Annotated in this window: 24 protein-coding genes and 2 tRNA genes; 21 read left to right on the plus strand and 5 right to left on the minus strand. The window is 32.9% G+C overall.

The features are described from left to right. The 9 genes from LNP81_RS06335 (at position 1) to LNP81_RS06375 (ending at position 9,747) form a co-directional block, all read left to right on the plus strand. Positions 1–1,488, plus strand: coding sequence for a DUF1254 domain-containing protein (locus LNP81_RS06335; RefSeq protein ID WP_230034307.1), 1,488 nt, complete (start codon positions 1–3; stop codon positions 1,486–1,488). An 80-nt stretch (positions 1,489–1,568) separates the two neighbouring features. Continuing rightward, entirely contained in the window at positions 1,569–2,351 is a 783-nt protein-coding gene (locus LNP81_RS06340; protein WP_230034309.1) for a DUF2490 domain-containing protein, read from the plus strand. Between the two features lie 5 nt (positions 2,352–2,356). After that, a complete protein-coding gene (locus tag LNP81_RS06345) occupies positions 2,357–3,757 on the plus strand; it encodes a DUF2252 domain-containing protein (RefSeq protein WP_230034311.1) in 1,401 nt (466 codons plus the stop codon). Positions 3,758–3,785: 28 nt separating this feature from the next. Next, on the plus strand, positions 3,786–4,526 hold the full coding sequence (locus tag LNP81_RS06350) for a DUF2092 domain-containing protein (RefSeq protein ID WP_230034313.1): 741 nt from the start codon (positions 3,786–3,788) through the stop codon (positions 4,524–4,526). A 19-nt stretch (positions 4,527–4,545) separates the two neighbouring features. Further along, a complete protein-coding gene (locus LNP81_RS06355; RefSeq protein ID WP_230034315.1) occupies positions 4,546–5,295 on the plus strand; it encodes a DUF6515 family protein in 750 nt (249 codons plus the stop codon). 254 nt (positions 5,296–5,549) lie between these two features. After that, positions 5,550–6,134 (plus strand): DUF4136 domain-containing protein, encoded by a 585-nt coding sequence (locus LNP81_RS06360; protein WP_230034317.1) that lies wholly within the window; start codon positions 5,550–5,552, stop codon positions 6,132–6,134. A 135-nt stretch (positions 6,135–6,269) separates the two neighbouring features. Further along, a complete protein-coding gene (locus LNP81_RS06365) occupies positions 6,270–7,457 on the plus strand; it encodes a helix-turn-helix domain-containing protein (protein WP_230034319.1) in 1,188 nt (395 codons plus the stop codon). Positions 7,458–7,516: 59 nt separating this feature from the next. Then, complete coding sequence (locus LNP81_RS06370) at positions 7,517–8,488, plus strand: SphA family protein (protein WP_230034321.1); 972 nt, start codon at positions 7,517–7,519, stop codon at positions 8,486–8,488. A 77-nt stretch (positions 8,489–8,565) separates the two neighbouring features. Next, positions 8,566–9,747 (plus strand): BamA/TamA family outer membrane protein, encoded by a 1,182-nt coding sequence (locus LNP81_RS06375; RefSeq protein WP_230034322.1) that lies wholly within the window; start codon positions 8,566–8,568, stop codon positions 9,745–9,747. Positions 9,748–9,889: 142 nt separating this feature from the next. On the opposite strand, the gene LNP81_RS06380 is transcribed toward LNP81_RS06375, so the two are convergent. Then, positions 9,890–10,750, minus strand: coding sequence for a CPBP family intramembrane glutamic endopeptidase (locus tag LNP81_RS06380; protein ID WP_230034324.1), 861 nt, complete (start codon positions 10,748–10,750; stop codon positions 9,890–9,892). 78 nt (positions 10,751–10,828) lie between these two features. Next, a complete protein-coding gene (locus tag LNP81_RS06385) occupies positions 10,829–11,626 on the minus strand; it encodes an AraC family transcriptional regulator (protein WP_230034326.1) in 798 nt (265 codons plus the stop codon). A 243-nt stretch (positions 11,627–11,869) separates the two neighbouring features. Between LNP81_RS06385 and LNP81_RS06390 the strand changes: the two genes are divergently transcribed. Together LNP81_RS06390 and LNP81_RS06395 are read left to right on the plus strand one after the other, a co-directional pair. Beyond that, complete coding sequence (locus tag LNP81_RS06390) at positions 11,870–13,066, plus strand: C1 family peptidase (protein ID WP_230034328.1); 1,197 nt, start codon at positions 11,870–11,872, stop codon at positions 13,064–13,066. Between the two features lie 205 nt (positions 13,067–13,271). Next, positions 13,272–13,979, plus strand: a complete 708-nt coding sequence (locus LNP81_RS06395; RefSeq protein WP_230034330.1) for a hypothetical protein — start codon at positions 13,272–13,274, stop codon at positions 13,977–13,979. A 54-nt stretch (positions 13,980–14,033) separates the two neighbouring features. Here the strand turns inward: LNP81_RS06395 and LNP81_RS06400 are convergent. From LNP81_RS06400 to rseP, 3 genes are all read right to left on the minus strand, one after another. Then, positions 14,034–14,107, minus strand: a tRNA-Asn gene (locus LNP81_RS06400). 38 nt (positions 14,108–14,145) lie between these two features. Then, positions 14,146–14,219 (minus strand) — tRNA-Asn (locus LNP81_RS06405). An 85-nt stretch (positions 14,220–14,304) separates the two neighbouring features. Next, on the minus strand, positions 14,305–15,645 hold the full coding sequence (gene rseP, locus LNP81_RS06410) for an RIP metalloprotease RseP (RefSeq protein WP_230034332.1): 1,341 nt from the start codon (positions 15,643–15,645) through the stop codon (positions 14,305–14,307). 343 nt (positions 15,646–15,988) lie between these two features. Here rseP and LNP81_RS06415 point away from each other — a divergent pair, with 343 nt between their 5' ends. The 10 genes from LNP81_RS06415 to LNP81_RS06460 all read left to right on the plus strand — a co-directional run bounded on the left by LNP81_RS06415 (position 15,989) and on the right by LNP81_RS06460 (position 24,913). Further along, on the plus strand, positions 15,989–16,309 hold the full coding sequence (locus tag LNP81_RS06415) for a hypothetical protein (RefSeq protein WP_230034334.1): 321 nt from the start codon (positions 15,989–15,991) through the stop codon (positions 16,307–16,309). A 60-nt stretch (positions 16,310–16,369) separates the two neighbouring features. After that, complete coding sequence (locus LNP81_RS06420) at positions 16,370–16,507, plus strand: class IIb bacteriocin, lactobin A/cerein 7B family (RefSeq protein ID WP_230034337.1); 138 nt, start codon at positions 16,370–16,372, stop codon at positions 16,505–16,507. 177 nt (positions 16,508–16,684) lie between these two features. Next, on the plus strand, positions 16,685–17,476 hold the full coding sequence (locus LNP81_RS06425) for a hypothetical protein (RefSeq protein ID WP_230034338.1): 792 nt from the start codon (positions 16,685–16,687) through the stop codon (positions 17,474–17,476). Then, positions 17,463–18,095 carry an ATP-binding cassette domain-containing protein gene (locus LNP81_RS06430; protein ID WP_230034340.1) on the plus strand — a complete coding sequence of 211 codons (633 nt, stop codon included), beginning with the start codon at positions 17,463–17,465 and terminating at the stop codon, positions 18,093–18,095. The genes LNP81_RS06425 and LNP81_RS06430 overlap by 14 nt, the downstream gene beginning before the upstream one ends. Positions 18,096–18,194: 99 nt before the next feature. After that, complete coding sequence (locus LNP81_RS06435; protein WP_230034343.1) at positions 18,195–18,452, plus strand: hypothetical protein; 258 nt, start codon at positions 18,195–18,197, stop codon at positions 18,450–18,452. A 106-nt stretch (positions 18,453–18,558) separates the two neighbouring features. After that, the gene (locus LNP81_RS06440) at positions 18,559–19,026 is read left to right on the plus strand and encodes a hypothetical protein (protein WP_230034344.1); all 468 of its coding nucleotides are present in this window, start codon (positions 18,559–18,561) and stop codon (positions 19,024–19,026) included. A gap of 33 nt (positions 19,027–19,059) precedes the next feature. After that, positions 19,060–19,632: a DUF3267 domain-containing protein gene (locus tag LNP81_RS06445; protein ID WP_230034346.1), complete on the plus strand. Its 573-nt coding sequence runs from the start codon at positions 19,060–19,062 to the stop codon at positions 19,630–19,632. A 250-nt stretch (positions 19,633–19,882) separates the two neighbouring features. Continuing rightward, positions 19,883–21,028 (plus strand): HlyD family secretion protein, encoded by a 1,146-nt coding sequence (locus LNP81_RS06450; protein WP_230034349.1) that lies wholly within the window; start codon positions 19,883–19,885, stop codon positions 21,026–21,028. A 1-nt stretch (position 21,029) separates the two neighbouring features. After that, positions 21,030–23,180, plus strand: coding sequence for a peptidase domain-containing ABC transporter (locus LNP81_RS06455; RefSeq protein WP_230034351.1), 2,151 nt, complete (start codon positions 21,030–21,032; stop codon positions 23,178–23,180). A 659-nt stretch (positions 23,181–23,839) separates the two neighbouring features. Next, on the plus strand, positions 23,840–24,913 hold the full coding sequence (locus tag LNP81_RS06460) for an NADH:flavin oxidoreductase/NADH oxidase (RefSeq protein ID WP_230034353.1): 1,074 nt from the start codon (positions 23,840–23,842) through the stop codon (positions 24,911–24,913). Positions 24,914–25,027: the final 114 nt, after the last annotated feature.

Below are 25,027 nucleotides of genomic sequence, written 5' to 3' on the forward strand. Positions count from 1 at the left end.
ATGAAAAAAATATTTATTCCTCTATTGGCAGTTTTACTATTGATAAGCTGTAAAAAAGAAACGGCAACCGGAAAAGAAGTTGGTAATGGTATAGTTGCCAATGATACAGCAGCAGTTAAAATTGGCATTCCTGCTGGTCCGGTGGCAAACACAATTTTGACAGATGAATATGTAAAACACATTGGAACACTTGCTTATTTATGGGGTTGGCCAATGACAAATATTCATAATAGAAACGTAATGTTCTCAAAACTTCCGGAGCCAAGTTATGAGGGAGGAATTGTACCATTGAGTCCGCCAAATCAATTGTGTATGTTGACAGACTATATTCAGTCAGGTGAAAGAGAAGTAGCTTGTCCGAATCAGGATGTAGTTTACGGATTTGGGATAACTGATTTTACCAAAGACGCAATAGTAGTTCAGGTTCCGGATTTTGGAGATCGTTTTTGGGTATATCAGGTTTGTAATCAACGTACAGATGGTTATGCAGCTTTAGGAAAAATGTACGGAACAAAACCTGGATTCTATTTATTGACAGGGCCAAAATGGAACGGAAAAGTGCCGGATGGGATTACTGCTGTATTCAAATGTGATACTGATTTGGGAGTGGTGATTCCGCGTGTTTTTCAAACAGATGATCCTGCTGATAAAAAATCAATTCAGCCGATAGTTCAAAAAATAGTAATGTATACTTTAAGTCAGTTTGACGGAAAAGAGAAAACGAAAGACTGGACAAAAATTCCAATTTTGCCTTCACCTGCAAAAAAAGGAAATGAAGAAACAAAATGGGTAAAACCAGAAGTATACTTTGATGAATTACCGGCTATTATGAAAGAAGTTCCGCCAATGCCTGGTGAAGAAGCTATTTACGGACAAATTCAATCTGTTTTGGCTGCAGCTGCAAAAGATCCAAAGATAAAAGCGATACTTAAACAAGCTGCAATAGATGCAGATCAAAAATTAATTACGCCTTTATTTCAATTTTCGAATGTAGGTTATCCATTAAAAGACAATTGGACAACACAAGCAAACGGAGCACAATTTGGATTGGATTATCTAACCAGAACTGCTTGCGCTAAAGCCAATATTTTTGTGAATAAACCTATCGAGACAAAATATTTCTATCAGGACAAAGATGTTTCAGGAGTAAGATTACAGGGAAATAGTAAGTACACAGTAACTTTTGCAAAAGGAGAAGTACCACCTGTAAAAGGTTTTTGGTCGCTTACTTTATACAATCAATACCACTTCTTTTCTCCAAATTCAATCAATCGTTTTTCTTTAGGAACAAAAAATAAGGATTTAAAATATAATACAGATGGATCATTGACGCTTTATGTACAAAATACACCTCCATCTAATGATAAATTAAGTAACTGGTTACCATCGCCAAAAGAAACTTTTTCTCTTTATATAAGATGTTATTGGCCAGAAGACCGTGTTATAAAAGACAGTTGGCTTCCTCCGGCAGTTTTGAAAACAAGTTAATATTGAAGTAGTGCTAAGAAGTTTCCGGGACTAAAAAAAATAGTCATTTAAGTAATTGAAAAACTAATTTGATTGATCCCATGAAGAGAATTAATATTTCAAAATCCTTATTTATTATTGTATTAATGCTCTTTTGCAGCATTAAAACAAATGCTCAAAAAATGGCACAAAATGTTGCCGCTTGGGTGGGTTATGAAATGTATTTGCCTTTTAAAGAAGACGGACGCTGGGGTTTGTTATTAGAAGGATATTCAAAAGGAAATCAATTTGTATCTGAACTTCAGGGTTCTTTTTACAGGGCAGGAGCCAATTATTATCTTAAAAACGGAAACCGTTTAGGAGCCGGGTTCGCCTATCAGTGGGATTTGCCTTATGATGAGATTTCACTGCCATATAATAATCCGGATTACCGTATTTACGAGCAGTTTATTTGGCGTATTGTTAAGAAAGAAGGAAATGAAGTTTGGTCGCAACGTTTTAGAATGGAGCAACGCTGGTTAGGTCGAAAAGACGACCCCAACAGTACAAGTGATCACTTTGATTATTACAAATTCGAAAATACGTTCAGATACCAGGTGCGATATCAATTATGGTTTAAACCGCGATGGGCGGCAGTGGTTTATGATGAACTTCATATTAGAACAAATGCTGCCAGTGGTAACGAAAACTATCTGGATCAAAACAGATTGTATTTAGGAACAGCTTATAGTCTTGATAAACGAAGGGAAATCCGGATGGAATTGGGCTATATGAATCAGATTTTTTTTAAATCGCCTGACACCGAAAGTGGTTTAAGCAGAATGAATCATACCATTAGAATTACGTTAACAACAGATTTGCCTTTTAAAAGAAAAGAAAATTAAAAGTTATGACTGACGAATTCAACGATAAAAGCGAAAATATTTTTGATCCTGTAGCATCAAAAGCGGAACGTTTTGACAAGGGCGTTGCAATAAGAAAAGTTACGCCCCGATCAACGCATCAGGAATGGAATCCATCGGAAAATCGGGAAGATCCGGTCGAAATTTTAATTCAAACAAGCATTGGAAGAATCGAAAGTCTGTTACCGATTCGATATAGCCGAATGATGGAATCTCCTTTTGCTTTTTTTAGAGGATCTGCTGCAATTATGGCGGCAGACTTAGCACAAACTCCCAATACAGGAATTGATCTTCAGCTTTGCGGAGATTGTCATTTAATGAATTTTGGAGGATTTGCAACTCCGGAGCGCAAACTGGTTTTTGATATTAATGATTTTGATGAAACACATCCAGGACCTTGGGAGTGGGATGTAAAAAGACTCGCCGCAAGTTTTGTAATCGCCGGAAGATGGAGAAAATTTTCGAATAAAACCTGTAAAGAATTTGCCTGGAATGTTGCCGATAGTTATAAAAGACACATGTTGGAGTATAGTAAATTATCAGCGCTTCAAATTTGGTATGCCGATATTGATCTGGCAGAATTGATAGAAAGAGGTGATGATGAAGAAATAAAATCATTTCAGCAAAAGCGAATTAAAAAAGCGGCAGAATATACTGCTCATGAAAAAGAATTTGCAAAGATGACCTATCATGAAGGTCCGCGGGCAAGAATAAAAGATGATCCGCCTTTAATTTATCATCCAACAGGAGAAGGTGCAAAACGAATTTTGGAGGAAGCAGAAATGGTCCATAACCGGTATCTCAAAACATTGTCTGATGAAAAAAAAGTATTATTAAGTAGATATACCTTACATGATCTGGCTATAAAAGTGGTGGGTGTAGGAAGTGTGGGAACGCTTTGTGGAATTAGTTTGTTAATGTCGGCTACTGGCGAACCTATTTTTTTACAATTTAAAGAAGCCAGAAAAAGTGTGCTTGAAGCAAATGTAAAAGCCAAAAGTAAGTACACTCATCAGGGTGAACGAATTGTGAGAGGGCAAAAACTGATGCAATCTGCATCAGACATGTTTTTAGGATGGACAAACGATGACAATGGTAAATTTTTTTACATCCGCCAGCTTCGCGATGCAAAAGTAAAACCGGTGCTTGAAATTATGAAATCTAAAAACATGATCGATTATGCAAAAGCTTGCGGTTGGGCACTTGCAAGAGCACATGCCCGTACAGGAGATCCTTCGGTATTATCAGGATATATGGGGAAAAGTAATGAATTTGCTAATGCAATTTCGAGATTTTCTATTTCTTATGCGAACCAAAATGATGCAGATTATACCAAAATGTTAGAAGCAATAAAAGAGGGAAGATTACCAATTTCGGCTGAAATCTAACCTTTCATTAATTAATAAAAATAAATGTATGGGTAAAAAGTTTTTGTTTTTGATGGGCTTTGTGATAATGACAATCACTACCAATGGCCAAACACAGCGTATCGATTCTACGGCTGTTTTTCTCTTACATCGAACTGGCGAAACTTTTCAGGATATAAAGTCTTGCAGTTTTACAGCGATTACAACTTATGATGTAGCAAACGAAAGTTTAGGCCTTATCAAGCATGCTATAAATGATAAAGTAGCCATTAAGTTTCCTGATAAAATGAAAGTTACTTCATCAGGAGACAAAGGAAACCGCGCTTTATGGTACAATGGTAAAAAACTTAATTATTACTCGTTTGATAATAATACGTATGGTTTTACAGCCGCTCCCGGTTCTGTCATCGAAACGATTGACGAAGCCAGCAAAAAATTTGGAATCGAATTTCCGGGTGCTGATTTTTTCTACCCTTCCTTTTTGCAGGATCTATTGTCAGAACAAGGCAATTTAGTCTTTTTAGGAGAAACCATAGTCGATGGGCGTGACTGTTTTCATATTGCAGGAAACGATAAAACAAAAAGTTTTCAGTTCTGGATTGCCAGTGATGATTTGTTTCTACCAGTAAAATTAGTGATTATTTATACTTCAGATAAAGACAAACCTCAATACGAGGCCCTTTATAAAGACTGGACTATAAATACAGATTATCCGGATTCTATGTTTGAATTTACGACGCCTCCCAAAGCGACAAAAGTAAAATTAGCGCCTAGAGAAAACACTAAATAATCTTATAAACTCTTTAGTTATGAAATCATATCAACCCAAAAATAAAATAGCAATCCTGATTATTGCATTTTTTGCATTATTAATTATGATTCCTGAAGAAGCAACAGCACAGCGTTTTGGTCATTTTGCGCCTCCCAGACCAATGCCCAGACCAATGCCCAGACCAATGCCAATGCCAGCACCGAGACCATTACCGCCACCAAGACCTATACCTCCTGCGCCGCGACCGTTACCTCCAAGACCTTTACCGCCGCCACCGCATCCGTATCCTAGGCCTTATCCGGTACCATTTCATCCTTATCCAGTGCCTTTTCCTTATGCTTATCATCCGTTTGTACCCTATGCTTGGGGACCAACGTGGTATCCGGTAGGTTTCTTTTTGACAACATTAACCACTGCCGCTATAGTGATATCTGTAGAAAACACAAATTATAACTATGATGATGGAGTTTACTATGTAAAAGAATCTAGTGGTTACAAAGTAGTTTCTGCGCCACTTGGAGCAACAATTTCGGAGTTGCCAAAAGGATATGTCACCATCAATGTTTCGGGTGTCGAATACTATTATTATGGAGGAACCTATTACTCAAAAGACAGCAGTAAATATAAAGTCGTAAATGCTCCGGTTGGAGCCGTTGTTTCGCATCTTCCGGAAGGAGCCGAAGAAAAAACAATAGACGGTCAAAAATACATGATTTACAATAACGTGTATTATCAGCCAATTTCAAAAGACGGACAAGACAGTTATGTCGTTGTACAAGGAAAATAGGGCTTAAAAAGCTCAGAACAGTCTATGTTAATATAAATAAATTGTTCTGATTAAATAAGTAAGAATTTTACATCTTAGGTGATGTTAATTAAATAAAATAATTTATCTTTGAGTATTTGGTAAGATATTGGTTAGTAGTTGTTTGTGAAAATTTAAACAATTATTTAACACGACTTCCCGTATATTCAGGGTTTAAGCAAGATTTTAAGAATTTCGAGTTAAACTAATTTAATCATTAATTAAAATACCACAAGATGAATATTAAAAGAAAGAATCTTCGTATAATCTCAATGTTGCTTTTGGGTTTATTTTTCAGCTGCTCTCCAACTGTAAAAGTGACAAGTGACTATGACCATTCTGCTAATTTTAGCGAATACAAAACTTTTGCATTTTATGATTTAAAAGCACAGGAAGGTCAAATCAATCAATTGAATGTAGATCGTATTACAAAAGCAATTCGTGCTGAGTTGATCAACAAAGGTTTTACAGAAACAACTACCAATCCGGATTTAAAAGTAAATGCGGTTACGATCTTAAAAAACAAAACATCTGTATCTGCCAACACTGATTTTTACGGTTATGGCGGAATGTATCGCCCTTACGGATATTGGGGTGGTGGAGGTGCAATGATGGGTAATGCCAATACAACATTTAATTCTTACGATTATGTTGATGGCTCACTGATCATTGATATTGTATCATCAAAAACTCAAAAACTGATTTGGCAAGGAATTGGTAACGCTCAAATTGACAGTAAACCAGACAATCCGGAAGAGTTTGTTACTAATTCTATCAAAAAAATTCTGGCTGGTTTTCCTCCCGGCTTAGCAAAAAAATAGCTTCCAGATAATTGTTTCAAGACTATACGTATCCTAATCAAATACGTATAGTCTTGCAGCAAATGGAAAAACTTTCTTTTTTAAATTTATTTTAAAAGAAAAAAGGTACGTACAAATAAATTAAGCTCACAAACCATGATCGATATAGTACTTTCACTTTTCTTTTTTATAGCAACAATAGTAGGCTTTGCAACTTCTTTTATGGTTCTTTTTTCAAAAAAAAACTACTCAAAAAGTTTCTTTCTCGGATTGTTTTTATTCAGTCTTGCCGTCGTTAGCGTATATAATTTTTACTTATCTGCAAACAGTTTCAAAGAATTTCCTGATTTATTTATGATCGCAAAATCATTTATTTTTTTGGTTGCTCCTTGTGCCTTTTTGTATGTAAGAAGCATGTTGTTCTCGGGCAAATTGTTTAAAAAGTACGATTGGCTGCATTTTTTACCTTTTCTAATATATTTTACTTTAACTCTTTTTGTATGGGTAGGTACCTTTCTGAATCTGCAAATAGTTGATTCTGTTTCAGCCAAAATAAACAGTCCTTTTTCGATGTTAAGTCTGACCGTTTGGCTCTTATATGCTTTTTGTCAGACCATGATGATTTTGAATTACGATTTGAAAAAATTTAAAGAAAATCACTTCAACAGAATAAAAATTTTAAGCTGGATTAGAGTATATAATTTGATGATATTGTTTTTGTTTTCAGCTCTGTTTGTACATTATTTTTTAATGGCACGTGTAGATAGAATTGATTTTTCCTGTTATATATTAATATCATCGGTTTTGGTTTTTACAGTAGCATGGCTCTATTTTAGACCACAAATTTTTTATGATACAAATGAAACTATTGAGTTTGCTGAAACAAGATCAGAAACAGTAGAGACAAGTGAAAACAAGACGGTTTTACCACTTGTAAAAGAATTAACTTCCGAAAAAAAATTACTATATCTCAACAAATTAGAGAGCATTTTTGAATCAAAAGAACTCTTTTTGAAAAAAGATTTAGTAATACGCGATATCGCTGATGAGACTGGAATATCAGTACATCACATCTCCAATTTAATCAATTCAGAATTTAATCTTCATTTTCAGGATTATGTAAATCTTAAAAGGATCGAATATTTTAAAGATAAAATTAATGACCCTGAGTGGAAAGATTTATCGCTTGAAGGTATGGCCTGGGGCTCTGGTTTTAAATCCAGAACAACCTGTTTTAGAGCCTTTATAAAACATACTGGAAAATCACCTTCTGAATATTTTAAAGTAATTAGAATTAATCCTGAGAAAACCAATGCTTATTATTTTAAACAAGCTTCAAACTAAAAAAAGATAGTTTGTAAAAAAGAAGTTGTGGGGTCTCATTAATTTTTAAAATATCAATTATGAAAACAAAACTTAATATACAAAGACAAACCATAAAATCATTTTTTACACTATTACTTCTGCTCATTTCCTTTTTGAGTCATGCACAGCTTAAAGGAGGTCATATTCTTGGGGCAATGGGGCTACAATCCGGAACGCAGACTCCAGAAAATACCTTAAGTGTTTATGTACCGGGATATATTTACAGCGCTTCATCTTTAAGAAATGCCAATGGCGATAAATCTATTGCAAATCCTGACCTGAACATGTTTATTACAGGGGTAGGTGCAACATATGTAAGTGATTTTAAAATTTTAGGGGCCAATTATGGCGCAACTGTTTTGCTTGCATTTGCATCCAATAGAATTCAGGGAAATACCGTAGACTCCAAAAGTCCTTTTGCCTTAACAGATACTTATATTGTTCCGGTGCAACTAGGCTGGCACAATAAAAGAGCCGACTTTGTTTTTAGTTATCAAATCTATTTGCCAACAGGAAAATTTGATCTCGGAGCTTCTGATAATAGTGGCTTAGGAATGTTTATGAATGAGTTTTCTGCCGGAACAACTTTATTTTTTAATGATAAAAAAACGGTCCATTTTTCAGCTTTAGTTTCTTATGAACTCAATGGAAAAAAGAAAGATACTGATATTAAAACAGGAGACCTTTTAAGTATTGAAGGAGGTTTAGGAAAAACCTTTTATATGATGAATCCTGAAAAAACAGCGCCTAAAGGAATATTAAACGCGGGATTAATTTATTACCTACAATATAAAGTGACAAACGATCAGATACCGGTTCCTGTATTTGGTACTATCGAGACTGATAAAGATCGCGTTGGCGGTATCGGGGCCGAGATCAATTACTATCATATTGGTTGTAGTACTTCTGCAGGATTTCGATGGATTGCTGAGGTCGAAGCCGTAAATAGATTTCAGGGAAATACTTTTTTTCTCACACTCGCCCATGTGTTTAGTTTCAAGAAAAAATAGTGAGCAAATACTAAACAACTGTTTTTTTATTGAGTGAATATTTTCTGATGAATGCCATACAATCTAAATTACTTTAAATGAGAAATAAATATTCAGATGCTACTATGAAAAGCACGAAACTCTTTCAGAAAATTATTCTCGCCAGTCTTTTCTTTCTCTTATCATTTACAATGATGGGACAAAAACCTCATATTAGCGTAAAAGATTCTCTGGACGGAGCATTCGATTTGAGCGATTATATTATTTATGCACATGGTTTTATAGTGGTTCCAACATTAATTACAGAACCTGCTTTAGGCGGAATTGGAGGTGCAATTGTGCCTATTTTCCTTAAAAAACATGCGCCCGTTATTGATGAAAACGGAAAGAAAAGATTTGTAGATCCTGATATTACCGGAGCAATGGGAATGTATACCGGAAATAAGAGCTGGGTTGCAGGTGCTTTTAGGGCAGGAAGTTTCATAAAATCAAGAATAATGTATCGTGTGGGAGCCGGTTACGGAGATGTAAACATGTCTTTTTATGAAAATTTACCCAATGGTAATGATAAAGAAATCGACCTTAATTTTAAATCATTTGTTTTTTATTCCCGCGTTATGAAGCAGTTTCGAAACGGGAAATGGAGCGCAGGACCACAGTATTTTTTGTTGGATTCTAAAATTAATTTTCCGGATTTAAATAATCTTCCTGCATTTGCCAATCTCAAAGATATTAATAGTACCGTGAGTCAGTTAGGAGCAGCGCTTCAGTTCGACGGGCGGGATAATATCTTTACTCCCGATAAAGGAATACGACTCCAGTCAGACTTTTTTTGGTCAGATAAGGCAATAGGCAGTGATTACCAGGCCTGGCGGGTAAATTTATCAGCAATAGGATATTATCCCATCGCTAAAAAATTAATTGGAGGGCTCAGGATCGAAGGAGAACAAGTATTTGGAAGTCCGCCTTTTTATCTACGTCCCGGAATTAATCTAAGAGGGATTCCTGCTGCACGATATCAGGGTAAAACCAGTATTGTTACCGAAGGAGAGTTGAGATGGGATTTATACAGAAGATGGAGTCTTATGGGATATGGCGGTGTGGCAAGTGCTTTTAACGATTGGGATAAAGCTTTTGCCAAACCCGTAGTTTATAGTTACGGAACAGGTTTTAGATATTTACTTGCCCGAAAATTCAAACTCCGTATGGGAGTCGACGTTGCAAAAGGCAATGAAGATTGGGCTTATTATGTAGTATTTGGCAGCAATTGGTTGCGATAATTAGCATTACAATTAGTTAGTTTATAAAGCCAAAGTCTCAATAGATATGATCTGTTGAGACTTTTTTTTTAGGTTGATAAATGTAAGTTTCAGCTTGCAGGTTTTAAAAAAAGAAGAGCTGCTAACAAGGTTTTCATAATACTTATTGCTTCCAGTACGGTTTGATGATTTTGTTTTGTTTACGGCTTAAAATCAATATTATAATAGTTCCTATAGCGCAAAAAGCAATGGCCTGTATCGATCCTTCGGGACCAAATGCTCCGCCGGTAATAAATTCCGGACCTTGTATTTTGGCTTCTAATAAGCTCTTTGTTTTTTCGTTTCCGGATGTGATTGCTCCGTAAATCCCTGATTGGGTAAAATTCCAGGCAAAGTGTAAAGCAATTGGCATCCATAAATTACGGCTGTAAATAAAAGCAGCACCCATCAAAAAACCTGCAGTAGTTATGCATATACTCGAAATCAAAGTGCTGTGAGGATTTGCCAAATGCAAAACGCCAAATAGTACCGACGAAATGGTCAAAGAAACATAACTCCCCAGTTTTTCTTCGATAATTCTGAATATAATACCTCTTACCAATATTTCTTCGATAATGGCAACGGTAAACATAAGAGCAAACGGAATCAGGATAAACGAAACAGGGTTGATGTTGATAACGCTGTAACTTCCGTTAAGGTAAATCACTAAAATAGTAAGCGATTGCAGGATAAAACCAATGGCAGTGCCAATGATAAGATTTTTTGCAAGACCTTTTGCGGCAAACTCAGTTACGGCTCTTTTATCATATTTTTTAAAGAATAGAATATAACTCAAAACGCACGATGCCGACACAAAAAGACCTTTGAGAAGATTTCGATAATCTTTATCGAGCAAAGTTAAATCCAGTAATTTTACGGCAATTTGCTGACCAATAATAACCACCGCCAAAAAAGTCAATAAGGCAAGAATAATTTTGGTTACAGGAGAATTAAAAGTTCTTTGTTTTAAAGTAAGCGTTTCCATCTGATTGTGTTTTATGATTTATGATGAAGCAAAGGTATGCGACATCAAAACCAAAAAATAGAATGAAATTTGCCTCTCTTATAATTTTTGAAATTGTTTGGGTAAAAATCCCGTTTGATTTTTGAAAGTTCTTATAAAATGACTTTGATCTGCAAATCCGCATTGAAAACCAATTTCGGTCAAATTAGTTTGGTTAGACTCTATCAGCGAAAGCGAACGGTCTATTTTTATGCGGCGCATATATTCACCTAAAGTACAGCCAAAATATTTAGGAAAATGCTTGGATATCGTGATAGGATTTAAGTTTAAAACCTGAGCCAAATCCAGCAGGTTTGGATTTTCGTTCCAGCAATCATTCAGTAATTCGTTTAAACTCTTTACCCAAAACGGACTTTTTTCATATTTTTCCAAATGCGTGTTAGCATTCGATAATTGTGCAAATAACATATTGATCGTATCGGCGGAAAAAGGATCAGCCACCATCGATTCTTTAAAAATCTTGAGAATCAAAAATTTAGTAAGCGTAGTATTTCGGGTAGATTTTTCGATAATAGCTTCAGAGATTTGAAGTTCTTTCAATAGGTTTTCTTCTATTTCGATATTGATGTTTTTAGAAGGGAAAAGAGTATCCTGATTAAGATGTAATTCGTCGCTGTGGTAAAATAATAAAGAGCCCGGGCCCACAACCGTACTGGAGTTTTTTCGTTTTTCGGCCGTCCCGCCTTTCAGGAAAAGTGTAATGTGCGCATTATTATGCGAATGCCATCCTTCGTAAACCTTTTGCTGATACTCTGTTTCGACAACCGCAATGCCTTGCTTGTTGTTGAAGATATTTTTGGTATTACCCAAATATTTTTCTTTTTCGAGTTCGAACATTTTCCAGGATTATGAGTGGCATTTACAGCAACCAAATTACTACATATTTGCTAAAATTAAAAATCATTTGTTTTTGATTCTCTTTAAGTTACGGTTTTGCATATTTTGTAAGTTTTTATAGCTTAATAAAAATATTTTGTAAATATTAACGGTGCAAGGTTAGTTTTATTAACTAAAATTTAATTGTTTTGTAACAAATTGTAAATTATAGCAACTAATTTATCAAATCATTAAATATAAATTATGAATACATTTTCATTCAAATCAGTACTTGCTGCTTCGGTTTTTTTTGTTGGAGCAACCGGCTGTTTTGCACAAGACATTTTAGTGAATTCACTAAAACTGAATGCAAGCGAAAAAAGTAAAGAAAACTTTAAATTCACTGACGTAATCAATTTAGGAACTACTTCTGTAAAACTTCAGGGTTCATCAGGAACATGTTGGAGTTATTCTACGAACTCTTTCTTAGAGTCAGAAATGATTCGTTTAGGAAAACAACCGGTAGAATTGTCTCAGATTTACTCTGCAAGAAACGTTTATGTAGAAAAAGGAGTTAATTATGTACGTATGCACGGAGCTGTTACTTTAGGTGATGGTGGAGCATTGCACGATGTAATTAATATGTATAAAAAATACGGAACTGTACCAAGAGAAGTTTACACAGGATTAAACTACGGAACAGATAAAAATAAATTTGGTGAAATGGCAGCAATGATCGAAGGTGTTTTGACAGCTGTAGTTAAAAACCCGAATGGAGAATTAACGCCAAACTGGAAAAAAGCCTACGCTGCAGTTATCGATTCTTATTTAGGAACTGTACCGGAAAACTTCGCCTACAAAGGGAAAAATTACACACCACAAACGTTTGCTAAAGAAGTAGTAGGAATTAATCCTGATGAGTATGTAGAAATTTCATCGTTTACAACCTCTCCGTATTACGAAAAAACAACCATGATGGTACCGGACAACTGGTCATTTGATCAGGTTTACAACGTAAAAGTAAATGACATGACTGATGTTATCGACAATGCTTTGAAAAAAGGATATACAGTAGCTTGGGCAACAGATGTAAGCGAGAAAAGCTTTAGTTGGAAAAACGGTGTAGCTTATGTACCAACAAAGAAATTTGATGATATGACTGCCGAAGAAAAAGCAGACATGTTCAACGGACCAAAAGCTGAACCTGAAATCACGCCAGAAATGCGTCAGGCTGCGTTTGATAACTACACTACAACAGATGATCACGGAATGCACATTATTGGTATTGCAAAAGATCAAACCGGAAAAGAATATTACATCGTAAAAAATTCATGGGGAGCAACAAACGACTACAAAGGATACTTGTTTGTAACTAAAAACTTTGTGAAATATAAAACAACTGCTTTGTTACTAAACAAAGGAGGAATTCCAACGGATATTGCTAAGAAGTTAGGGGTCTAATCACCAGTCAAAAGGATATATAAAAGCAGCGTTACTGAAAAGTAACGCTGCTTTTTTTTATTCAAAATTTTTAGGATCAATCTTAAAAATTACTTTTAAACGTTTTTTTATGCTTGTTTGTAGTTTTTATAATACAACGAAATAAAATAATAACTATCTTTATATCAGTATTTTATATTTATTTGACTAATAACGCCAAGCTATCATGAAAATTTATGAGGTACTTTTTGTAGCAATTGTGTTTAATTTTTCTTTTAGCTGTTTTGGGCAAAGCAAAGATAATGCTCCCACGATTACAGCAATTGAGAATGCAACCGTGCGTTCTGATAATTCCTCTAAAGAAAATCTGGTAATTGTAGGCTATTATGTAGAGGAAACCATTAATATGACTTTTGGGAAAAGGATTACCAAATACGAAGTTTCAAAATTAGACATGGTTTATACAAATGATCTGGGGCCAAATAACACCAGGGTTGTAACTCCAATATATAGAAAACCCAGAGTAAAAAGAGGTGACATAGCATTACAGTCAAAAGCCGTTGTTGATAATGGTGTCACAAATATTGAGCCCATCAAAGTCGAGGTAATCGCTCCAGCCGAAGATTCAAAATATGTAACCATTGATGTAGTCGACACCTATGCTAAAGTTTTAGATAAAGGCTATAAATCTGTAGAGATGCTTACAAAAGTCGCAGACAGGGCTTATTTTGATGGTGATTTGGCCACGGCGGCTAAATACTACGAAGAGCTGTTTATTATGAAAACAGATTTAGATGCTATGTATTATTATCGTTACGCAGAATCCCTAAAAGGAATCAATCAAATGGGTAAAGCAAATGAAGCAATGCTTTTATTTGAAAGTAAAAATACAGGCAATAATGTAGTGAAGCACAGTAAATTGGTGAGGAATTAAGCTTTACTATTGTAACAAAAAAAAAGACTATCGAATGATAGTCTTTTTTTTAAGCTCCCTCTCTTGGGCTCGAACCAAGGACCCTCTGATTAACAGTCAGATGCTCTAACCAACTGAGCTAAGAAGGAATCACCTTAAAGGTAAATATGTTTGCTAAAAAAAGTTGCTCCCCCTCTTGGGCTCGAACCAAGGACCCTCTGATTAACAGTCAGATGCTCTAACCAACTGAGCTAAGGAGGAAGTTGTTGTTCTTTTTAGCGAGTGCAAATATAGAGGATTTTTTAGTTTCTCAAAAACATTTTCGCACTTTTTTTAAAATATTTTACTACTTAACAATTGCCTTATAAATATCATTTCCGTTAGCGAACAAAAGTAATGTTATAAGTAGAACGAAACCAACGATTTGGGCATTTTCAAGGAATTTGTCACTTGGTTTTCGGCCGCTAATTATTTCGTATAATAAAAACATCACATGACCACCATCAAGAGCCGGAATTGGCAATAAATTCATAACTCCAAGCATAATCGACAATAAAGCAGTGATTGTCCAAAATGCTTCCCAACTCCAGGTACTAGGGAAAATGTTAAAAATCGCTGCAAAACCACCTACTTGTTTGTAAGCTTTTGTTTCAGGATTAAAAATCATTTTAAGCTGTTTTCCGTATCCAACTAATTGATCTTTCCCTTTTGTTAACCCAACCGGAATTGATTCAAAGAAACTATAGTTTTTAGTACTTACTTTATAGTAGCCTAATTTTGCTAGAGATTCGATATTTAAACCGCCAACACTAACACCTAATACACCAGCTTCAGAAACTTTAACTGTAACAGGTACTTGCTTTAGATCACGCAAAACAACAGCAGGAATTGTTTTTCCTTTATTATTTTCTAAAATCGTTTTAACCTGATCAAAATATCTTGCATCTTGTCCGTTAAGACTAATAATTAAATCTTTTGGTTTTAAAGCTGTGTTTCCAGATTCAGGAGTAACAGCAGCAATTGCAAACGGAGTTCTCATGCTTACAAGAAGTCCTTTTTCCTGTTTTGATAACTGATCAACAAAATCAGTTGGCATTTTTATGGTTTGTTGTTGCCCGTTTCTTTCGATCAGGACTTCCTTCGCCATTATAACATTCATGTTTAACTCTTTGTCGAAATTTTCAACTTTTTTTCCATCTATAGAAATAAGTTTATCACCAGTTTTAAAACCAGCTTTAAGCATTGCTGGGTTTTCGATCAAAACACCATCTTTCAAATCAGCATTTGCTACATACGTCTCGCCATAAGCAAACGCCATTCCTATATATATAATGAATGCCAGAATAAAGTTTACAGTAACTCCACCCAACATAATAATCAAACGTTGCCAGGCTGGCTTAGAACGAAATTCCCACGGTTGCGGTGGCAAAGCCATTTGATCCTTGTCCATACTTTCATCGATCATTCCGGAGATTTTTACATAACCTCCAAGTGGTAACCAACCAATTCCGTATTCGGTTTCGCCAATTTTCTTTTTTAACAGGGAATATTTAACATCAAAAAATAAGTAAAATTTTTCGACTCTTGTTTTAAATAATTTTGCAGGGATAAAATGCCCTAATTCGTGAAGAATAATAAGTAAAGATAAACTCAATAGAAATTGAGAGAGTTTGATAACTATATCCATTTTGTATTTTTAGTTCGTAATTTAACGCACAAAAGTAACGTTTTCTGATTTAATTTAAGACGCAAGATAACACTTAAGGTTTTAAATTCTTGTTAATAATTGCTTCATACTTTATAAATAAAGAAAACTTCATTTCGCTTCTCTATATATTAGTAACTCATTCTTAATTAATGTTACAATTTGTCTTATTGTGATATTTAAAAAACTTATAGCAGACACTTATTTAGTGTTTCCGTTTTAATTTCATTCTTATTGTAAATCTGAATTATTCTTAAAGAGTTAACAAAAATATTTTAGAATTATCAATCAATTGTTTTATTCGCTAATCTTTAAATTATACGCCATGAATTTTATTAAACAAATCGAAAGAATTAAAAGGATGCATATATTAATTAGTTCTGAAAAAACAGGTACTCCTCTTGTTTTTGCTAAAAAGTTAAGTTTAAGCAGAAGCCAGCTTTATAATGAATTAGAAATGATAAAGGAACTTGATGCTCCTGTAAAATATTGTAAAAAAAGAGAAAGCTTTTATTATGAAAGTTCTTTTGAGCTAATATTAAATTTCTCTTTAAAAACTATTAAAGATGATGAATCTAAAGAAATTTTTGGAGGATCCTACTTCCGTCCAATTTTATTAGACGGAACTCTGATAAGTTTGCTATAACGAAAACGTTCTCGAGAAAATGATTTTGTTGAAATTTATTAACCTTTAATATTTAAAATTATGGAATTAGAATTAATTAATTTAGAAGATTTAAATTTGGTAGAGCTTAATGTTCAGGAAACACAGGAAATTGAGGGTGGAATTATTCCATTAATAATTGCAGTTTCTTTATTATGGGGAACGCATAATGCGTATTAATTTATTGAAAACTTTAAGGAGCGAATTTACTATATAAGTAACTCGCTCCTTTTATAATAAAATATGATACAACTAATTCAAACTTTGGTGTTAATTCGTCTAAGAAAATTTCTTCCTCCCATGGACAAATTGACTTTGATATTATTTCTTTGCGGTTATTTACTATTTTTTTTCTGTTTGAATGAAAAATTTAATGTCTTAAGAAATTATTCACTTCTCTTTTCCTTAGATATTTTTTTTTATCATGTTAACAGGAAAGATATTGAACTATTAAAACTAAATAAGAAATGGAAGTTAGTATTATATGGAGAATATTTTGTTTATAGTTTTCCTTATTTGGTTTTGTTTTTTATGAATAAAGAATATTTATTTATTATAATATATCTTTTTTTAATAGCGGCTTACATTATTGCTGTTCCGGAATTTTACGGAAAAACAATCAAATATCCGTTTAAACTATTTGATCCTTTTTGGAATATTTGTTGGCGCAAAAACAAATTAATTTTGTTTCTTCCTATAACTATTTTTCTTGTGGTTGTTGGAGATTTATACAATAACGAAAATCTTATTATAGCTGCATTTTTTGTTGCTTCATTTTTGAGTGCATTACCTTCTTTTCAAAGAGAAGCTTACGAAAACATAAAGATGAGTTATTATTCAGGGAAGGGTTATCTTAATAAGCAATTCAAAACGGCAATCACAAATTCCCTAATAACAACTGTCCCCTTAATTATTGCACTGATGGTATTTCAAAAATGGGAATTTCTCTGTTTTATACCTTTAATTTTTGCTATTCCAATACTCAATATCATATTCAAATATTCCTATTTCAACAATCAATTTTTACATCAAATTATGCTTGCCGTTTTTTTGGGTATGCTTCCGCTGGGAATATCTGTTGTTGCTATTCCATTTTTGTATCTAAAATCAGTTAAAACTATTAAAGCGATTCAGGATGTTTCAAATTGACATAAAAAATAAATCCTATAAGAACAAAACGGTTTTAGAAAACATTTCGATTTCTATACCTAAAAGCGGTATCTATGGGGTTGTAGGGAAAAATGGAGAAGGAAAAACTACATTATTTAGGTGCATAATGGGCTTAACTTCTTTTATTGGTTCTATTGCTCATGAAACAGAAAATTCTTTTCATGGCAAAATAGCATGGTGTCCTACTGAACCCGTAATTTATGATGAATTGACGGCAAAAGAATTTGCCGTTTTTTACCAGGAATTATTAAATATTGAGAATAGTGATTTTCAGATGTTTGATGTTCCTCAGGATAAACTCATCAAAACTTTTTCGACAGGAATGAAAAAGAAAGCTTATATGAATGCTGTTTTTCAGAAAGAATATGATATCTATATTTTTGACGAACCTTTTAATGGACTTGATTTAGAGTCTAATTATGTACTGATGAATTATATCAGACAATTATCAAAAAAAAGTATTGTCTTTATTTGTTCTCATATTCTGGAAACTCTTTATAAAGATTGTGATAGTATATTCTTAGTAAAAAACACTAAAATACAGGAGTTTGAAAAATTTGAATATTCTATGATCGAAGAGGAACTGTTCTTAAAATAATTATCAAAAAAAAAGATGATTTATACTTCCGTCCAATTTTATTAGACGGAACTCTGATAAGTTTGCTATAACGAAAACGTTCTCGAGAAAATGGTTTTGTTGAAATTATTAATTAATATTTTAAACTTTAAAATTATTAATTTAGAAAATTTGAATTTAGTAGAGCTTAATGCTCAAGAAGTACAAGAAGTAACAGGGGGAGAACTTTTTACTTTTATTGCACTTGGCGCATTAATAATTGGCGTTGGTTTAATTTCTAATAATAATGGAAAAAAAGTAAATGGTCCTGGAGGTAATGGCTCTAATGACACTGCTTATTATAGAGGAGATGTGTTTACCGGAGCTACATTTTTTTAATTAAATATAGGGCCTTGAGGAATCAAGGCTCTATAAAATCTTAGTATATTTTACAGTATTACGTTGAAAAGTATAAGAACAAATTATAAAATCAAAAATCAATATAATGAAACAGTATTTTATCAAATTATTTAAACAATCAGTACTTTGTTTTATCCTTTTTCTTGTATTCTCATGTGGCTTAAAGTCAATTCCTTCTGAATATACTTTTATTAAAAATGGGTTTGAAAAAGTTGAATTAGACAACTTAGGAAATGGCAAGGTTTTAATTTACAATGGGGCTGATATTTTGCATAAAATAGATAATACTTCCAGAATAAACATCTGGATTAATGATAAGCCATTAGGTCAACTAAAAGCAAGTGAATATGTTATAATTGATCTTAAAAAGGACACCTATAAATTTAAAGTACAGCACTTAGACGTGGTTAATATGAGGAGTATGGATGAAGTCGAAATTGATGAAAAAACAAAAGTTATAAAAATTAAACCCAATGTCACTTCTAATAAATTAAGAGTAACAAATGAATTGCCTAAGAATTTTGATAAATTCAAATATGCTCTAAAAAGGTAATACTTATTTTTTGAGATTTTAAAATTATAAATAATGAGGGAGATTTATATTGAATCTAAAAAAGTGCATATAATTGGAATACTGCTTAGTGTTCCAATTATTTTAATATTTATTTCTATTATATTTTTAAGATGGGATGAAGTTTTTAAGCAAAACTTGAAAGAAATAAAAGAATCGCTATTAATATTTGATAACAAAAAAGCCAATACAATCTTGATTTTATTAGCACCAAATTTAATTCTTGTAATAGGGATTATAATTCATGAGCTTATTCATGGCATCTTTATGGGTCTTTTTTCTAAAAACGGTTGGAAGTCGGTACGATTTGGGTTTATAAAAAAACAGTTAATGCCGTTTGCAAATTGTCTCGAGCCATTAACATCAAAGCAAATGTTGGTTGTGTCTCTGGCGCCTTTTTTTATATTGGGTTTATTACCTTCCTTATATGGGATGTTATTTGGTGATTTGTTTTGTTTTTTCATTGGCTTTTCTATGACTTTGGGAGCGGTTGGTGATTTTATTTATTCTCATTTAATATTTAAAACTGGTTTGAATCACAAACTTCTGGATCATAAAAGTAAAGTTGGCTTTATTATTATAGACTAAAAAGGATAAAATTATAGAGGGCAATAATTAAATATATTTAAAATGAAAAATAATTTATTTCACACAATTTTCTTAGGAACAAAAGGGAAAAAGTTTCTAACTCTGGTTTATGTTATTTTATTTTCTGTTTGTATATTCTATTTTTTGGTAAGGCATTGTTTTATTTCACTCATTAGCTGAGAAAAACAAAAATAATAATTCCGGTCTATAAGATTTATATATTATAAATAAGTATCTCAAATTAAGCAGTATGAATTTTAGTTCAGATCCTATAAATAATCTGGAGAATCTTATATCAAAAAATAAAACCAAAAGTTTATCCATTTATTTTGTAATTGTTTTAGCACTTATAATTTTCTTAGGACTTTTGCCTATAATCAAAGTAGATATTAGTAGTCAGAGTCGTGGTATTATTCGCAGTAAAACGGACAATGTACCTGTTACGGCAATTGTAAGCGGGCGTGTGAAATGGGTTTCCTTAAATAATAATAATAATATTGTAGAAAAAGGAGATACGCTTGTAAAAATCTCAAAAGAAAACCTGGAAAGTGATAAAGAGATACAAAATACACTATCTGGTTCTGTCTCTGAATTATTAAATGATCTTTCAAACCTTCTACAAAATAAAACGAATCATTTGCTCACATCTGCAGCACGAGAAGATTTATTCAAATTTCAATCGGGAAAAAGTGAATTGCAAAGCAAAATTTCACAGGCACAAATAAATCATGACCGTAATAGAATCTTGTATGATAAGGATATTATTGCAAAAGCTGATTTCGAAAAAATCGAATATGAATTGCATTTCAATAAACAAGCATTGCAAAGTTATATAAGTCAGCAGAAATTGACTTGGGAAAATCAGAAAAGAGATTTAGAAGAACGTTTGAAAAATTTGAACGGATCGGTTTCTAAAATAAATATTGAATCGAACAATTATATTATTTTGGCTCCTATTTCTGGAACTATAGAGAATTTTTCAGGTATTCAGAAAGGTTCTTTCATTAATGCATCACAATCTATCGCAACGATTTCTTCGGCTGATCATCTTATTGTAGAAAATAATGTTGCTACAAATGATATTGGCTTAATTAAGAAAAATCAAAAAGTAAAATTTCAATTGGATGCTTTTAATTATAACCAATGGGGTTTTTTAGAAGGAAAAGTAATTGATATCGATAAAAATATAACAATTCAGGGAGAGCAGGCTTTTTTTAAAGTTCGTTGCGCTCTTGATTCTACAACACTGAAACTGAAATCAGGTTATCAGGCCAATGTTTCTAAAGGAATGACCTTAACAACCAGATACATATTAACCCGCAGAAGTTTGTTTGATCTGTTATTTGATAAAATAGATGATTGGTTAAACCCAAAACAAATAGCAAAGAGTAATTAAAATGGCTTCAATAAAAATAAAACAACATGATATTCAAGATTGTGGTGCTGCTTGTTTGGCATCTATTGGAAACCATTTCAAAGTTAATTTGCCTATAGCCAGAATTAGACAGTATGTCAACACTGATAAACGTGGTACAAATGTACTGGGTATTATTGAGGGAGCAGAAAAAATGGGCTTTACAGCAAAAGGTGTAAAAGGAGGTCTGGATTCTTTAGATAAAATTCCGCTTCCTGCAATTGCCCACATTATCACAAAAGCACAATTACATCATTATGTTGTAATTTACAAAGTTGAGAAATCTAAAATTACGGTTATGGATCCGGGTTTTGGTAAAATGGAAGTTTATACTGTTGAAGAATTCCAAAAAATATGGTCTGGTGTGCTAATTCTTTTTGCACCCAATGATGATTTTAAAACACTAAACGAAAAAACTTCGCCAATAAAGAGATTTTGGAATTTAATTCAACCACATAAAATCATTTTACTTCAGGCATTAATTGGTGCCATAGTTTTTACTGTTTTGGGATTGTCAATGTCTATTTATATTCAAAAAATCACAGATTATGTTTTGGTCGATGGCAATAAAAACCTACTTAATTTATTGAGTATTTCGATGATTGCTATTATAGCACTTCAAGCTTATATAGGCTCTAAAAAAAGCATATTTGTTATGAAAACGGGGCAATTAATTGACGCGAAATTAATTTTGGGTTATTATAAACATCTATTGCACTTACCACAACGTTTTTTTGACACTATGCAAATTGGTGAAATAACTTCCAGAATAAACGATGCAGTAAAAATTCGTTCGTTTATAAATGAAGTTGCTATAGAAATGATTGTCAACATTTTTATTGTAATTTTTTCATTTGCTTTAATGTTTACTTATTATTGGAAACTGGCTTTGGTTATTCTACTTGCGATTCCATTTTATACCTTGATATATTTTGTTTTAAACAAATTCAACAAGAAAGTCGAGCGAAATATTATGGAAAATGCTGCGGAATTACAAACTCAATTAGTAGAAAGTATTACACATGTAAGGACAGTAAAAGAATTTGGAATTGAAGAGTTTTCTAATTTAAAAACAGAAAATAAATTTGTAAAACTTTTATTTACAACTTATAAATCAGGCCTGAATGGAATTTTTGCTGGTACATCTACGCAACTTTTAGCTTCAGGATTTACGGTTGTTTTAATGTGGATTGGTTCCGGTTATGTGATTGACAGATCTATCACTCCAGGAGAATTATTTTCTTTTTATGCTTTAATCGGTTATTTTACATCGCCCGTTGCTTCTTTAATCGGAATGAATAAAACGGCTCAAAATGCATTAATTGCTGCTGATAGGCTTTTTGAAATAATGGATTTGGAAAGAGAGGAAACAGAGAATAAAGTTGAGTTAAAAAGAGAGAATGCAGGCGATATAAAATTCGAAAATGTTTCTTTTCGATATGGATCACGATTAGAAATTTTTAAAAAATTTAATGCCATATTCAAAAAAAATGAGACAACTGCAATAGTAGGTGAAAGTGGTAGTGGAAAAACCACTTTAATTTCACTTCTTCAAAATTTATACCCAATAAAAGAAGGAAAAATTTATATAGGTGAATTTGATACTCAATTTATTCATTACCAAAGTTTAAGGAAGATTGTTGGAGTGATTCCGCAACAACTTAATTTATTTTCCGGAAATATAATAGAGAATATTGCCTTAGGAGATTCATTCCCTGATATCCATAGAGTCTTGGATCTGTCAAAGCAATTAGGAATAACAGAATTTGTAGAAAAATTGCCCAATGGTTTTGAAACGCAAATTGGCGAAAATGGAGCAATGCTTTCTGGTGGGCAAAAACAAAGAATTGCAATAGCCAGAGCATTATATAAAAATCCGGAGATTTTATTAATGGATGAGGCAACAGCATCATTAGATACTAATTCAGAAAAAGTTGTAAAAGATGTAATAGATAATTTTAAAGCTCAGGGAAAAACTATAATAATTATTGCACATCGATTAAGTACAATTGCAAATGCTGATAAAATATTAGTGATGAAAAGTGGAGCAATTGCTGAGTCTGGGAGTCATAATAGCTTACTGGAACAAAAAGGAGAATATTATAATTTGTGGAGTAAACAAAGTCTGCTTTAAATTTGTCCGCAAACCTATAATTAAGAAAAATCATATAATTTATTTTGTCTGAAATATTAAAGTATTATATTGTACATTATTTTTCTTTCAATAAAAGCTTGTAAAAGTAATATTCTAACTTAATACTAATAATAAAAAGAAAACATGAAAAATCAAATTTTTAAAGACACAAAGGAAACCAGGATCATGCTTATGTTTAGTTTTATGATAGCTAGCATGTTTTTTATCTATTTTCTAGGAAAGTTTTGTGGTGCAACACTTTACTATATTTATAATTAAGATTTAAACATTAATACAGGCAATTTCAAAGTATGGAAACTAAAAGCGAGAATTACTATCCAATAATTTTTGGCTCGGTAATTTTAATCTTTTTCCTGATACAGGTATTTGAAAAAGGAATTATTTTTGGGCAGGCTTTGGCCAATTAGAAAATATTAAAACCAAATCATAGCTTAATAAATAATAATGATGTTGCCACTTAAACCTCATTGTTATTTATTAAGCTATGTTTTGGGAACTTACCTTTAAGTAAATATTGGGTTTAAATGTTTGTTAATTAATAAACATTTAGATTTCTCTTTTTATCAAGAAGCCGTAACTTTACTTTTTAAACTTTATCATCCTCAATTGATATTGTAAAACCATAAAAAAGTTACAACATGGCTTCATTATTATTTTCTCCACTTACTATAAAAAAAATCACTTTAAAAAATAGAATCGTTATTTCGCCCATGTGTCAATATTCTTCCGTTGACGGATTTGCAAACGATTGGCATTTGGTTCACTTAGGCAGTCGTGCCAGTGGTGGAGCAGCTTTAATCATTCAGGAAGCAACAGCAGTTTCTCCCGAAGCCAGAATTTCTCCATCTGATTTAGGAATCTGGAAAGACGAACACATCGAAAAACTCAAAACAATCAACGCATTTATAGTTTCTCAAAATGCTATTCCCGGAATTCAATTGGCACATGCAGGACGAAAAGCAAGTGTTTCAGCTCCCTGGGAAGGGAATAAAAAATTAGATTTCGCTCAAGGCGGATGGCAAACGGTTTCTGCGAGTAACATTCCGTATCATGATGATGAACCATTTCTTCCGGAAGCTTTAGACCAAAACGGAATCCAGAAAGTAGTTTCAGATTTTAAAGCAGCGACCAAAAGAGCGGTTCAGGCCGGTTATCAGGTTGCAGAAATTCACGGAGCACACGGTTATTTATTACATCAGTTTTTATCTCCTTTAACGAATGTAAGAACCGATGAATACGGCGGAAGTTTTGAAAACAGAATCCGTTTTACTTTAGAAATTGTAGCAGCAGTACAATCAGAATGGCCTTCGGATTTACCTTTATTCGTACGAATTTCAGCGACAGATTGGGCAGAAGGCGGATGGAATCCCGAAGAATCTGTACAACTTTCTAAAATCTTAAAAGAAAAAGGAGTAGATTTAATTGATGTTTCATCAGGCGGATTGGTTTCACACCAAAAAATTGAATTAAAACCAGGTTATCAGGTTGCTTTCGCAGAACAAATTAGGAAAGAAGCAAATATTCCAACAGGCGCAGTAGGTTTAATAACCGAAGCCAAACAAGCCGAAGCAATTTTAGAAAAAGCTCAGGCTGATTTGGTTTTATTCGCCAGAGAATCCCTTAGAAATCCTAACTTGCCATTAGATTTCGCCAAAGAATTACACGACGATATTCAATGGCCAAAACAATACGAACGCGCTAAGATTAAATAAAATTTAAAACATAAGTTTTTTTGATTTGAACCATTAAGAGATTAAGAAAAATTAAGTTCGAATGCTTAATAATCTTAATCTCTTAATGGTTAGAAAAAAATAAAATGTTTAACC

The sequence above is a fragment of the Flavobacterium piscisymbiosum genome (assembly GCF_020905295.1).
Lineage (GTDB): Bacteria > Bacteroidota > Bacteroidia > Flavobacteriales > Flavobacteriaceae > Flavobacterium > Flavobacterium piscisymbiosum.